The sequence below is a fragment of the Anabaenopsis sp. FSS-46 genome, assembly GCF_029891665.1.
GTDB classification, from domain to species: domain Bacteria; phylum Cyanobacteriota; class Cyanobacteriia; order Cyanobacteriales; family Nostocaceae; genus Anabaenopsis; species Anabaenopsis arnoldii.
This window is the reverse complement of record NZ_JANQDG010000073.1, coordinates 1-13,173: the sequence shown is the minus strand read 5'-3', so window position 1 is coordinate 13,173 and position 13,173 is coordinate 1. Positions and strand designations below refer to the sequence as shown.

Sequence of the window (13,173 nt, the reverse complement as noted above, 5' to 3'; positions counted from 1 at the left end):
ATAAAATCAGGATAAAAAACCATGGCAGAAAATATTGCAATCTTATTAGACCTAGACAACATTAAACCTGAACTTGGGGAAATTGAATCTATTTGTACCAAGTATGGTTCCATAAAAGTACGTCGTGCATTTTCCAACACTCCAGCAGTCCTCTCTGCTTATGGTAGTCAGCTACGTAATTTAGGGTATCGCTTTGAATTAACACCCGGATTGACATCTGTTCCCCAAGAAGTTGATAATTTAATTTTCCGCACATCCGAGGAGTTGATTAACAATTCCCAGGAGCAAATTAATATCATTGCCGTTGTTAGCAATGATAATGATTATGCCAAATTATTTTCTTATTTAACCAGTAAACAAGTTAAAACAGTAGCTATTGGTAATAATCAACTGGGAAATAAACTTAGAGAAACAGCCACATATATTGAATTACTCCAAAACATTTTACGCCCCACATATTTAGGTATCGACTTAGGCACTACTAACACAGTCATAGCAAGAGCTAGTCAAACATTAATGCAGGAATGGAAAGCTAACGCCATTAGTATTCCGGTCAAAAATGAGCATGAAGCTGTACAACATACAGAATTAATTCCTTCTGCTGTCAGGTATTCTCAATTAGATACTGCGAAAATAGGTAACCATGTCCGCAGCCAATATTATGCTTTTAGAGATCAAACTATTCTGGCTTGGAAACATGATATTGGTACTCTTCAAGATGGGTTACCTTTTGAATATCAACTTACTATCGGTAATGTTACACCAGAACAAGCCGCCGCAGAAGTTTTAAAGTTTTGTCGTCATCAATTAACCCAAAAACAAATAGATGTGAGAGGTGCAGTCATCACTCACCCAGCGTCCTATGAACCTGATGCTATTGAAGCGACCCGGAAAGCCGCTAAATTAGCAGGTTGGGAAGAAAATAACATTGTTTTGTTACCAGAACCAAAAGCTGCTTTATATGATTTCTTATATAGACTCCGAAATGGAGAGATTTGCGCTGATTTAGATACCAGTCGTCCTTTAAATATTCTTGTCTATGATTTAGGAGGGGGAACTTTAGATACTTCATTGCACAAAGTATACTGGAATAGGGATATAGCCCAGTTTTTTATTGAGGATATTTCTATTGGTTCCCGTACCAGAGTGGGAGGCGATCAAGTTGATGAAAAAATAGTTGATTATTTGTTTACTAACTATAGTAAAATAGGTAAGTTATCTGTACCTGAGCAGAAAAAATTGTGGTATGAACTCAGGATTTATGCTGAACAATTTAAGCAAGTTTGGGGCAGTAGATATTCTGATAGCCTCGATAAGAAAGAGTTTAGAATGCCGTTTGAATACGTGAGTTCTAGCTCTAGTTTTCCGATTTTCTACAGTTTGGGATATCGGCAAATGCAAGAAGCTTTAAAAGAGTTGCTGTGTCCAGATATTAAACCGGAACTAATAGAAAAGTTAGACCCAAAAACCGCTTTTAATCAATCTCCCTTTGTAGACCGTCGTGACACTTTTATCGTACCTGTTCTTGATGTCCTCCTCAAAGCTAAAGAGAAGTTGGGGGAATTACCTAAAATTAATGGCATTCTGCTTAATGGGGGGATGACATATTTCCCTTTAATTCGGGAACGCTTAGAACAGCTTTTACCTGGAATCCTCATTCTATCAGAGGGAGATCCAGACTTGGCGGTGGCTCGTGGTGCTGCACTTTATGCAGCAGGTACTGTGGGTAAATCAGAAGGAATTAACCCCACAAATATTTGGCTAGAAGTGACAGATTATAATACTCAAGAATCAAAATTAGAGTTGTTAGTTGCTCATGGTCAAAAGTATCCTTATCGCACTACCTTGGCGGGATTCCGTTTACCAGCATTTGAAGACGACGGTTTGATTGGTTTTAAAGCTTGGGTGGGTATGGGTTCCCAAATTAATCAAAATACTACTTTACAACGGACTCGCCGTGTTAATACCGATGAAATTCGGGCTGCTGATATTCAACCAGGAGATTATTTAAATCTGGAAGTAGAATATACCTTTGATGAGCGATTATTACTGACACTGGTACATCGGGATCGCCCAGATACTCGTTTCCGCTTAGAAGTTTCCCCCCAAATACCGACAATTAGCAATGTTGAAAAAACAGTTAATCAAAAAACAGTTAATAACACAGCCACAGATTTAATTCCTAAAATTAGCCGTTCCCGTCCAGGTAAAGAAATTAATCCCGATATTGAGGTAGAATTTTCGGCTTGGGGGAGGGTCGCATTTAGTCTGGCTCAAAATTGGCAAAATGCTAGTGTTCAAACCCAAAGACGAAATCTAGAAAATCAGACTTGTCAGGGTAAAAATCGTTTATCTATTATTCGCAGTTTATTACAGTGGTTGGAAACACAGAGTAATGTTAAACCTGATTTACAACAAAGCAGAAAAATTGTAGCCGTAATGGCTTTGTCTAATATTATGCAAAGTTTACCTGTTGATAGTTCTGACTTCCAAGTCAGAGAACTAGAACAGAGGTATCACAACTGGATTTTACGCCAATTTCAAGCTGGTTTATCCAGATATAACCACATACATGAATTACAAACAGCCATTTCCTTGGCTCCGGGTAAAATGCTATGGTCAGATTTTAGCGAGTTAATTTACCAAGAGTTTACAGTCATCTCACACCTAGCACGTTCCGTTAATTTACTTAACTCATTTGGTTTTTGCGCTGAACCTTCTGTACGTAATATTACGCGATTGCGTTCGATTATCCAAGGCAATCAACATTTAGCTGTGCGCCAAAAAGCTTTCTGGGCTTTAGCCAGAATCATTAGCCCTGGTCAACCCCAGGAATGGCGAGCCAATCTCAATGATGTGGAAAAAGTAGCATTATTTGTTTTAGAGCAACTTAAACATCAAATTAGTGAGCCTCAAATTGCTTTAGATGCTTTAGGTTGTCTGGGTCAATGTATTGGTTGGCACATAACAGGGAATCTACTTCATGAACGAATTGTCAATGACATTTTATCCCTGGCAAACATTTATCTGCCTTGTCAAGGTAGAATGGTTAATTTCCCGGGTATCTCCCAACAGTTTGACCGCAAGTTAGAGCTAATAGAAAGGGCTTTTCATCTTGATACTGCTACTATTGAAGATATTAAAGACATCAAAACTTGGCTTTTAGAAATTGTCAATGGTTAAAGTCTAAATTCAATTGAGATAGTTACCGGAGATGAGTTAACTTCCACAGGAAGTGATAATTATCGCGATAAACCACATTAGCGGTAGATTTATATCTGGTTTCTATTTCTCTACGCCAGGTATCTGAAGGATTGAGTAAGAAAATATCCTTAAAACCATCAGGAATATTAGGAATATCTTCACCATTGATTAATTGAAACCTTACTTGTGGAGTAACAAGATAGCTCAGGGAAAATACAGTTACATAATTAATTCCCTGAGAATTACTAATTAAAAGTGGTTTTTGCGCCTCATTGAGAATCTCAGCAACTTCTGGATTACCATAACTAATTCCCTTATTCCACCAAGTTTCTCCTTCATAGCGAACTCTACAAGAAACCATCCCCAACACAATTATTAATACTAAAATTACTTGCCACAATCTCCGGCGCGATGAAATTCCACTATATATTTGGGTAGCTAACATATAGGCAACAGAAACTTGAATACATAAATATACAGGTATTAAATATATGAGAGAAGTATAAACTAGTGCTTGATAAAATAAATTCGGCAGCATTAGTGGTATGAAGGGAACTATAATTAATGTCACCATAAACAACCAAGTCTTATAATTAGTGGTGCGACATATAAAATAAAGTGCATATCCTGCTAGAGATGTAAAAATTAGAGAAATTAAATATTGTATGGGGTTTTCTAAGCCGATGTTCAAATCGAAAAAGATTCGACTTATCTGTATAAATAAAATTGGCTGCCAATGTAACATAGATTTATCATTTTCCGTGACATCTGCTGACACAATAAACTCAAATAAATTGGCTACCACAATCGTCATCCAGGGCATAAAAGCTAAAAAACCTAGAGATGAGGCTAGTAAATAAGCCCTAACTGTTTCCGTTAGTTGAAATCTATTAATTGTAATTACATAAATTCCCTGGGTAAACGCTAAAAAAATACTCCACAAACTTGTATAAAGAGTAACTACCAAGCTCAATACATAAATACCCCAGGTAGCAAAAGGGTCTGGCATTTGCTGTACTTTGACTAATTCGTGGTGAGATTGTGATTCCAGGCGCATAGCTCGCAATAGTGAGGCACTACATAGTAGTATGGTGAGTAACCACAGAATATATGATTGTGCTTCTTGAGCATAAAGCACATGAAGAGGGGAAATTGCCATCAAAGCGATCGCTAAACCAGGTACTGACAATGGCACATTAAATAATTCACGGCAGAGCCAGTAAATAGACGGAAAGACCAACAAACTGATCAAAGCAGATAAACTTCTAATGACAGTGACTGAATTACCAAAGGTTTGCACCCATAATCTGGCAATTAAATAATAAAGTGGTGGAGCTTGCGGGTCTTCTCTTACCAGAGACATAATTGTGTCACTAAAGCCCTTTTCTAGATTAGGAAATTGGAACCTAGCAAAACTTGCCTTAGTAATTACACCACCGTTAAATAATTGCTGCTTAACTTCAGCTACCGTATAGCCAGAAATGCGCAAAGATGTATAAATTTCATCATGGGAGTAAACTTTGCCTTGAATATTAACAAAGCGGAATAATATACCCATCGCCAACAAAAAGATAATTAAAAACCGCAACCAACTCGGAACAAGAGTCAGGTTCCGCATAAGCAGGTTTCCGATAAAGTAGTTTAAAATCTTCCCACAGCCACAAGTACTGAAAAACCCCCGAAGATACCCGGGGGCTGGCATATTGTTGTGTTCACAGATAACTAGCAACAAAAACGCTCGGTAGACACTTGAATAATCAATTGCGGTGATTATTACTGTAGCGAACCCTTGTACCCGCCCAAAGCAGCTTCTCTCGGAGTGTCTGATAGTATGAATTGTTCTCTCGCAAAATAATGAACTTCGCCCGACAATCTGCCATACGCACATCAACCCGATGTCCTGGCCAAATAGAGGTAGATAACACCCCATCCATCCACAGTTTTGTACTCAAATCATAATCTCCCAAAGGCCAGATGCTAACAACCGAACCAGGAGGTAAAACTAGGGGGCGGCTAGAAAGACTCATAGGACAGATGGGAGTTATGGTGAGAGCCTCCATACCGTCATGAATAATCGGTCCATTAGCAGAAACAGTATAACCGGTAGAACCTGTGGGAGTGGAAATAATCAAACCATCTCCCACATATTGGTCTACCACCTCACTATCAATTTCCATTTCCAGAATTGAGGTAATCATGCGGTCAGCGGAAGCAGGTTTGACACAAAATTCGTTTAAAGCGAGGTAGTGTTCAGTCACTGGTTCCAAATTCGTGCGATGACCCTCATACACTGCAGCTTGTAACATCATCCGCCTTTGGATAGCATAGCGATCCTCAAACAGTCTGTCCCAAACTTTCTCTGTATCTTCAAACTCTTCTACGGACTCAGTTAAGAAGCCCAGATGTCCACCAACATTAACGCCCAAAATAGGTATACCGGCCGGGGCTAAATGTCTAGCACCAGTTAAAACAGTGCCGTCACCGCCGAGTACTAAAGCCAAATCAATGGGTTGAGTTGCAGAAGCCAAAAATACCGGGTAAGGGTTATCTTTGGGCCCACTAGGCCCCATCAACACGTGACAATGGCGATTTTCCAGTTGTTGAGCACAGAGTTCTGCCCAGCGTTGACTCTGGGAATCTCGGGCTTTATAAGCAATGATTACCTGCTTGATTTGCACACAAAATTACCACTTGAGGAGATTAAACTGCTCCATATCAACGGTATCACGATTGCGATAAATGGCCAGCACAATGGCTAAACCCACCGCCGCTTCAGCAGCGGCCACGGTAATCACAAATACAGTGAATACCTGACCTTTAATTAAAGTTGAATCCAGAAAGTTAGAAAATGCCATTAAATTGAGATTAACAGCATTTAGCAGTAACTCAATCGACATTAACACCCGTACCGCGTTACGACTGGTAATTAGTCCGTAAATGCCGATACAGAACAAAGCTGCTGCTAGTAATAAAAAGTATTGGAGTTGCATCGATTTTACTGTCCATTCTCGTAGCTTGCGTAGCGTAGCCATAAAAAATCTGGCCTTTACCGGCGAATAATATCGCCGATTTTACTCTTTTGTTTCACTACCTGCTGATATCAGGTCTCTGGGGCGTTCTGGCAAAGTCAAAATTGTTTGTGGTAACTCTGAAGCTGTGGTTTTTTCAGGCAAATACTCGCGACGTGCCAAAATGATCGCTCCTAACATAGCTATCAGCAACAATACTGAAGCTAGTTCAAAAGGTAGTAGAAAGTCAGTAAAGAAATGCTCACCAATCACAACTATAGAACTTTCGGCAGCCACAGGAGCAGGTGTTGAGTATGCCCAGTGAGTCCCCAATACCATTGCACTCAACAGACCAAATAATCCTAAACTGACTATGGCTGTTACTACTTTGCGCAGACCAGCACTGGGAAATGGTGCAAAATCCTGGCGCTTGTTCACCAACATAATGGCAAACAAAATTAACACGTTGACCGCCCCAACATAAACCAGTACCTGTGCTGCTGCTACAAAGTCAGCATTGAGCAAGAGGTACATCCCCGCCATGCTGATAAACACCCCCCCCAGCATAAAGGCAGAATAAACAACGTTAGAGAACAGCACTACAGCTAAGGCTGCTCCAATCATCATTACACCCAGTATGCCTAACGAAACAAACTGTACTCCTTCAGCTAAATTCACTTTTTCCGGTCCTTTTTGATTTCCAATAAATGGTAACTGGTAAGTGGTAATCGGTAATAGCGATTACCCACTAGTACGGCACGGCGGAAACAGAAACATTTTTCCAGACAGTTCAAAAGACTAGAATTTGACTTTTGACTTCCGCCCAGCAGCGCTAGCCACTTGTTTTTTCTGTTTGCTCTACCAGGTTTTCACCGAGCAGAACCAGCACGAGGAGCATCAGCAGGTAGGTCGTGAGGTTCCATGACACCATTGGGTAAGTAAGCCAGTTCGCGCAGTGGCGTCACCATTGGGTCGTTTGTGACTTTATAAGGCAGACGACCTAATGCTACGTTGTCATAGTTTAATTCATGGCGATCATAAGTGGATAGCTCATACTCTTCTGTCATCGATAGACAGTTAGTCGGGCAATATTCGACACAGTTACCACAGAAGATACAAACTCCAAAGTCAATGCTGTAGTGTTTGAGCTTTTTCTTTTTGTTGGCTTTCTCAAATTCCCAATCTACTACAGGTAGGTTGATGGGACAAACCCTCACACAGACTTCGCAGGCGATACATTTATCAAACTCAAAGTGAATCCGTCCCCGAAATCGTTCGCCAGGAATTAGTTTCTCGTACGGGTACTGTACTGTAACTGGTCGCCGTTGCATATGGTCGAAAGTTACAGCTAAACCTTGACCAATGTAACGTCCAGCTTGTACTGCTTCTTTGGCGTAATCACCAACTTGTTTGAGGAACTTTAGCATTTTTAGTGTTTTTCTCCCTATGAGTCAATTCACCGATTTAGGCTTTAGGCCTTATCTTTAGGTAAAACGTATTAGCCTGAATTTATCCCCCAAAGGCAAAGGGAAAGGCAAGTTTTAGTGCTGCAGTTACTAGAAGATTAACTAAAGCCAGTGGTAACAAAAACTTCCATCCTAAATCTAGCAATTGGTCAATCCTCACCCGCGGTACTGTCCAACGCAATAAGATGGCGATAAAGACTAACAGATAGGCTTTGATTAGGGTCATGATGATACCCAAAGAAGCAGTGACCACCTGCAATACTGGATTGAGTTCACTCACTCCCAGCCAGTTGGCTATCACACTCACCGGAATGGGAAAGTCCCAACCACCTAGGTATAAAACTGACACTAGTAGAGCAGAAAGCACTAGGTTGACATAGGAGCTAAGGTAAAACAGAGCGAATTTCATGCCAGAGTATTCGGTCTGATAACCAGCTACGATTTCTTCTTCTGCTTCTGGTAGGTCAAAGGGTAAGCGTTCGCATTCAGCCAGGGCTGCTATCCAAAAAATTAGTAACCCCACGGGTTGACGCCAAATGTTCCAGCCGAGAATACCATAGCCAGATTGCTGATTAACAATATCAATGGTGCTAAGACTGTTAGACATCATGACTACGGCTAGCACGCTCAAGGATAGCGGAATTTCGTAGCTAATAGATTGGGCGGCCGCCCGCAAACCACCGAGTAAGGAATACTTATTATTGGATGCGTAACCAGCCATTAATAACCCAATGGGGGCAATGCTAGAAAAGGCAATCCACAAGAAGATTCCCATGCCTACATTGGTAATCACAATATTCTGTCCAAAGGGGACAATTAAGTAGGACAGAAATACTGGTAGGACAACTAGGATGGGGCCGATGGTAAATAGCCAGGGGTCAGCTTTGGCTGGCACAACATCTTCTTTAAATACCAGCTTGACACCATCGGCTACTGGCGCTAGTAAGCCAAAAGGCCCAATAAATTCTGGACCGATGCGCTGCTGTACTGATGCCGAAATTTTCCGTTCTAGCCAAACACAGACTAGTACGCCCACTGTTGCGCCAATGAGCATTAGTATCATGGGTAAGGGCATCCAAATGGCTTTGGCTGTCCCTGCTGGTATCCCTAAATCCATCAAGGATTTAATAAACGTCCCTTGGAGGTCAATTCCTGAATTCATTTTTGGTGCTCTTTTAAGTCAACTACAGTATGAAGTGTGAAGTTATGAAGTATAAATTTCGGACTATGGCTACGCCACCCAAGCCATCATCCTTAATTACACACCTACTTCATTCAACATCACTGGGCTTTGCCAAGGTCAGGGGCGGGCAAGATGCCCGCACTACAAAAGGCTTACACAGATCATCGCCGTTGGAGACTTGCCCACCAAGTGTGTGGCTTTTATTGGGCTGCTATGGGCTAGTCAACTCTTAGTTGAAGCTATCCCAAGCCTCATCCCCATAGCTTAGGTAAGGTAGTTGACCCTTTTATGCTTTGATGAGGTCGCGGGAATGAATTCCCATGCCTAGTATATCGTTGGATGGTTTTCAGCCCTCGAAGCTATACAAGAACTTCTACTTATGGTCAGGATTGGGATTTCTTTTGGGGAGATGGGGTAGTGCATGAACAATTCTGTTTCTACACCTCCCTTATCCCTTTACCCTGCCCTTGTAAAGCTCAGACATTACCTCCGCTGAGTTGATCTCAACGGTGACCCAGTTGATTGGGGCATTAGTATGACTAACGATCAAACCGCCCGTTAACGTTGCTCTATGGGGATGTAATTAACCCCATGCTCACCGTTATAAATCTGGCTAGGTCGGAATATCCGGTTTTCTGCCAGTTGTTCTTTCCAGTGCGCTAGCCAACCTGCAACGCGGGCGATCGCAAATATTGGTGTAAATAAGTCTGTGGGAATCCCCATTTTCCTGTACACCAAACCAGAATAAAAGTCAACATTAGGATACACTCCTTTACCCCCGAGTTTTTCCGCTACTACCTGCTCCATTTCTTGGGCAATGTCATAGTACTTATCATGCCCAAACTTAGCAAACAACTGCTCTGCCAGGTTTTGTAGGACTGTAGCTCGTGGATCTTTGACTTTATAGACACGATGCCCAAAGCCCATAATCTTGGCTTTACGTTGCAGCAGGTCATCTACATAGGGACGCACATTTTCTACCGTACCAATCTCTTCCAACATCTGAATCACTTCTTCATTAGCTCCACCGTGTAGCGGACCGCCTAGGGTTCCTACAGCACTAGCCACCACGGCGTAAGGGTCAGTTAGGGTTGAAGCTGTTACCCTAGCACTGAAGGTAGAGGCATTCATTGTATGCTCCACATGCAGGATCAAGCAGATGTCAAAAATTTTTGCCGCCAAAGGATCCGGTTCTTTCTCATTGAGCATGTAGAGAAAGTTGGCAGCGTAGTCTAAGTCATCGCGAGGTTTTACAGGGTCATTGCCTTTTCGCATCAACCCAAATGCCGCTACCATTGTGGGAATGGTTGCTAACAAACGCACCACAGAATCCCGAATATAGACGGGATTATGTAAATCCCGACGTGAATAAAACAAGCCTAGAGCCGCTGCTGAGGCTTGGAGAGCATCCATGGGGTGACCGCTTTCGGGAAAGCATTTCATCATGTCACGAATGCGGTACTTGATCCGCCTGTGGGAGCGAATATCATCCTCAAACGTCTTCAATTCGTCTTTACTTGGTAGTTGACCCCAAATCAAAAGATAAGCAGTTTCTAGAAATGAACTTTTTTCTGCCAGTTCCTCGATTCGGATGCCACGATATTCTAGAATTCCCTTTTGCCCATCAACATGACTGATACTTGATTGGGCAGCCGGAATGCCTTCTAAACCAGGCTTGTATTCGCACACCATCATGGCAACACCATTTGCTTTTTGAAATATCTGATCAAGCCAACTTACCAGAAATTATTTTCACCATAACAGCAGTCAATGTCACAACATTTTGGGTAAAAAGGTTGAAAGGCTGTTACAGCAGGTACTTGGGCGATGCTAGCCAAAACATTTGACTACGACCCACAGGTGAACCTATTTCTGGTAGCTTTATCCCGATCATACCTGCTTTTTTCAAGACTAAACTGTGTTTGACTTCCCCCCAAAGCATAATTTCTGCCCAATTGCTTAAACAAGGCTCATGGCCTACTAAGGCAATTTGGCTATTTTGGGCATAATTTTTTGGTTCTAACCACTCATTTAGCCAGCCTTCCATATTACCATTAGGGGCAACATAAATAGATTCCTCTAGTTGGGTACTTAGTCCAGCGGTTATGAGAATTTCTGCTGTCTGGTACGCTCTTACTAAGGGACTGGTGAGAATCACGTCAAACTGCAAACCCATCTGTTTAATTCTTTGGGCTACTTTCTCGGTTTTTTGTCTTCCTGCTTTAGTCAGCCTTCGCTCTTCATCTTGAATGTCGGGTTGCTTTTCTTGAGCGATACCATGACGAATTAAGTATATTTTCATGTTATTTTAACTAGTCTTATCAGCATACACAGGATAAATCTATCCGTAGGGCTTTGGCATTACTCCTGCCACTGACAGCAGTTGCAGCAAATCCATATTTTCCCAGGTTTTTATTCAGAAATATTATTTAGACGTAGTGTATGAATTTTAATTTCACACTGATTTAATGGGGTCGTCTTGAGGATTAACTAACTTGAGTAGTTTTTGCTTGATTTGAGAATCATATACTTCCCATTTCATTTTGGCATAGGTGGAATTTTCGTTACTACCAGACAGAAAACCCATGGGAATTTCAAAACCGCCTGCTCCTGTACGTCCGCCACCAAAAAATCGTCCTGTGCTATCTTGTCCAAAGGCTTCCTTGATAAACTCATCAGGGTCAAGGGTGAGTTTAGCAGTTCTGAGCGAACCAATAACCACTTCTACCTCGTTTTCGTCGTGAACAATACCGTAAACTACTGCGGTATGAACGTTTTCTTCAGTCACCAGAAAATCAGCTGCTTGGGGAATAGCATCCCGGTCTTCGTAGCGAAGATAACCAACCCCAGCAATGGAAAAGTTATTCTGAACAATGCGGTTTTTCAGCGATCGCTCAATCACATCCATTACCCGCTTAGAACGATTTGCCTGTAAAATAGCATTCAGCAATTGAGCATCATAAAACCGACTCAGATATGCTGCTGCCATGAAATCTTCTTCTTGGGCTTGCATCAGCCGATTAGTATCTGACCGTAAACCATGCATCAATGCTGTAGCACATTTAACGTGTTGGCTGATGCTGCTATCTAAAGACAGTAAACCGGATTGCAGATACTGAGTAAAAATTGTCGATGTTGCTCGCACATTAGGACGAATATCAACAAACTCTGACTTGTGTTCCGCCTGTAAGGTGTGATGGTCAATGACTGCTATTACGGGAATTTCCGCCTGTTGTACGGCGGTCATCAGTTGACTTGTAGTTCCCTGATTATCAATCAAAATACAACCCTGATAAGATGACAAGTCTTTGCTTTTGAGGACTTGTGATGTCCACCTTTGGGCGGGTAATCCAGTTAGTTTAACTAAGGCAATATTTTCTTGATGACTCAGCGTACCAGCATAAATGATTTCACATTTTATATCATACTGCTGAACAATTAACTGGTAAGTCCAAGCACAAGAGAGAGCATCAGGGTCGGGGAAATCCTGTAGAATTACTAGATGACGCTCATGTCGGTGTGCAAAGAGGATCTTTTGCAACTCTTCAGATTTCTGAAAAGCCGAGGAATTTCCCCTTTGACCTAAATATCTATCTTGTTTTCCTTCCTCATGGGATGATATCAAGGATGGTTTGGTGTGTGAAACTTCAAATGGTTCTTTACCTCTATGAGTAGCATCCTCTGGGCTAGGTTCTGTAGTCAATAAAAAACTTTCTGATTGCTGCGCGGCAGAATTTAATTGCATAGGGGACATTTTGATAAGTGCGAGCCTCCATTGACTTGTAAAGAAATAATACACTCAACACTCAACTGATTTCGAGACACATTCTAATATTCGCAAAAATATAGCTTGGTTGACATACTTATCTGGATGTATTTTCTGTGAATCAAATTAGTCAATAATCTGCCAAAATCACCCAAGTTCCCCCTGGTTATTTTTGCTAATTTTCAATAATAGTTTCAACTAAACTTTTTATGTGATTTCAAGTAATATAAGTATTTTGCATATTTTTATACTGCCGGGCGAGATTTCCACCTGACTCAGTTATTCTACAATATTCTGAGGTACTATAGACACCCTAATATATAATAGTTGATTAGACACTCCGCCCAGTGAAGTGAAGGGGATTCTTGCTTTATCTGTCGTCCTTAGAGCTAGTCCTAAGCTGACTATTTTATAGACAAAACTATACTTATGTTAACAAGCATTGACATAAGTGAGTTAAGAAAATCGCCCACTTGATATATAATCCTACGATATCAAGTATTGAATTAAGACTATTGCCAACGCGAAAACCAAGCAATGATAGCG

The 13,173-nt window shown here is 41.3% G+C and carries 10 protein-coding genes; 1 reads left to right on the top strand and 9 read right to left on the bottom strand.

Going from position 1 to position 13,173, the window contains the following annotated elements; genetic code table 11:
* The first annotated feature begins 21 nt into the window (after positions 1 to 21).
* Positions 22 to 3,183: an Hsp70 family protein gene (locus NWP21_RS08595; protein ID WP_280792365.1), complete on the top strand. Its 3,162-nt coding sequence runs from the start codon at positions 22 to 24 to the stop codon at positions 3,181 to 3,183.
* Positions 3,184 to 3,205: 22 nt separating this feature from the next.
* On the opposite strand, the gene NWP21_RS08590 is transcribed toward NWP21_RS08595, so the two are convergent.
* The 9 genes from NWP21_RS08590 to NWP21_RS08550 form a co-directional block, all read right to left on the bottom strand.
* A complete protein-coding gene (locus NWP21_RS08590) occupies positions 3,206 to 4,822 on the bottom strand; it encodes a glycosyltransferase family 39 protein (RefSeq protein WP_280792364.1) in 1,617 nt (538 codons plus the stop codon).
* 139 nt (positions 4,823 to 4,961) lie between these two features.
* Positions 4,962 to 5,882: an NAD(+) kinase gene (locus NWP21_RS08585; protein ID WP_280792363.1), complete on the bottom strand. Its 921-nt coding sequence runs from the start codon at positions 5,880 to 5,882 to the stop codon at positions 4,962 to 4,964.
* Positions 5,883 to 5,888: 6 nt separating this feature from the next.
* Complete coding sequence (nuoK, locus tag NWP21_RS08580) at positions 5,889 to 6,194, bottom strand: NADH-quinone oxidoreductase subunit NuoK (RefSeq protein ID WP_006199065.1); 306 nt, start codon at positions 6,192 to 6,194, stop codon at positions 5,889 to 5,891.
* An 81-nt stretch (positions 6,195 to 6,275) separates the two neighbouring features.
* Positions 6,276 to 6,890, bottom strand: coding sequence for an NADH-quinone oxidoreductase subunit J (locus NWP21_RS08575; RefSeq protein WP_271732401.1), 615 nt, complete (start codon positions 6,888 to 6,890; stop codon positions 6,276 to 6,278).
* A 191-nt stretch (positions 6,891 to 7,081) separates the two neighbouring features.
* Positions 7,082 to 7,639, bottom strand: coding sequence for an NAD(P)H-quinone oxidoreductase subunit I (gene ndhI, locus NWP21_RS08570; RefSeq protein ID WP_280792362.1), 558 nt, complete (start codon positions 7,637 to 7,639; stop codon positions 7,082 to 7,084).
* 82 nt (positions 7,640 to 7,721) lie between these two features.
* On the bottom strand, positions 7,722 to 8,840 hold the full coding sequence (gene nuoH / locus NWP21_RS08565) for an NADH-quinone oxidoreductase subunit NuoH (RefSeq protein ID WP_271732403.1): 1,119 nt from the start codon (positions 8,838 to 8,840) through the stop codon (positions 7,722 to 7,724).
* 579 nt (positions 8,841 to 9,419) lie between these two features.
* Entirely contained in the window at positions 9,420 to 10,556 is a 1,137-nt protein-coding gene (locus NWP21_RS08560) for a citrate synthase (protein ID WP_280792361.1), read from the bottom strand.
* Positions 10,557 to 10,668: 112 nt separating this feature from the next.
* Positions 10,669 to 11,163: a phosphohistidine phosphatase SixA gene (sixA, locus tag NWP21_RS08555; RefSeq protein ID WP_280792360.1), complete on the bottom strand. Its 495-nt coding sequence runs from the start codon at positions 11,161 to 11,163 to the stop codon at positions 10,669 to 10,671.
* Positions 11,164 to 11,316: 153 nt separating this feature from the next.
* The gene (locus NWP21_RS08550; protein ID WP_280792359.1) at positions 11,317 to 12,606 is read right to left on the bottom strand and encodes a bifunctional oligoribonuclease/PAP phosphatase NrnA; all 1,290 of its coding nucleotides are present in this window, start codon (positions 12,604 to 12,606) and stop codon (positions 11,317 to 11,319) included.
* Positions 12,607 to 13,173: the final 567 nt, after the last annotated feature.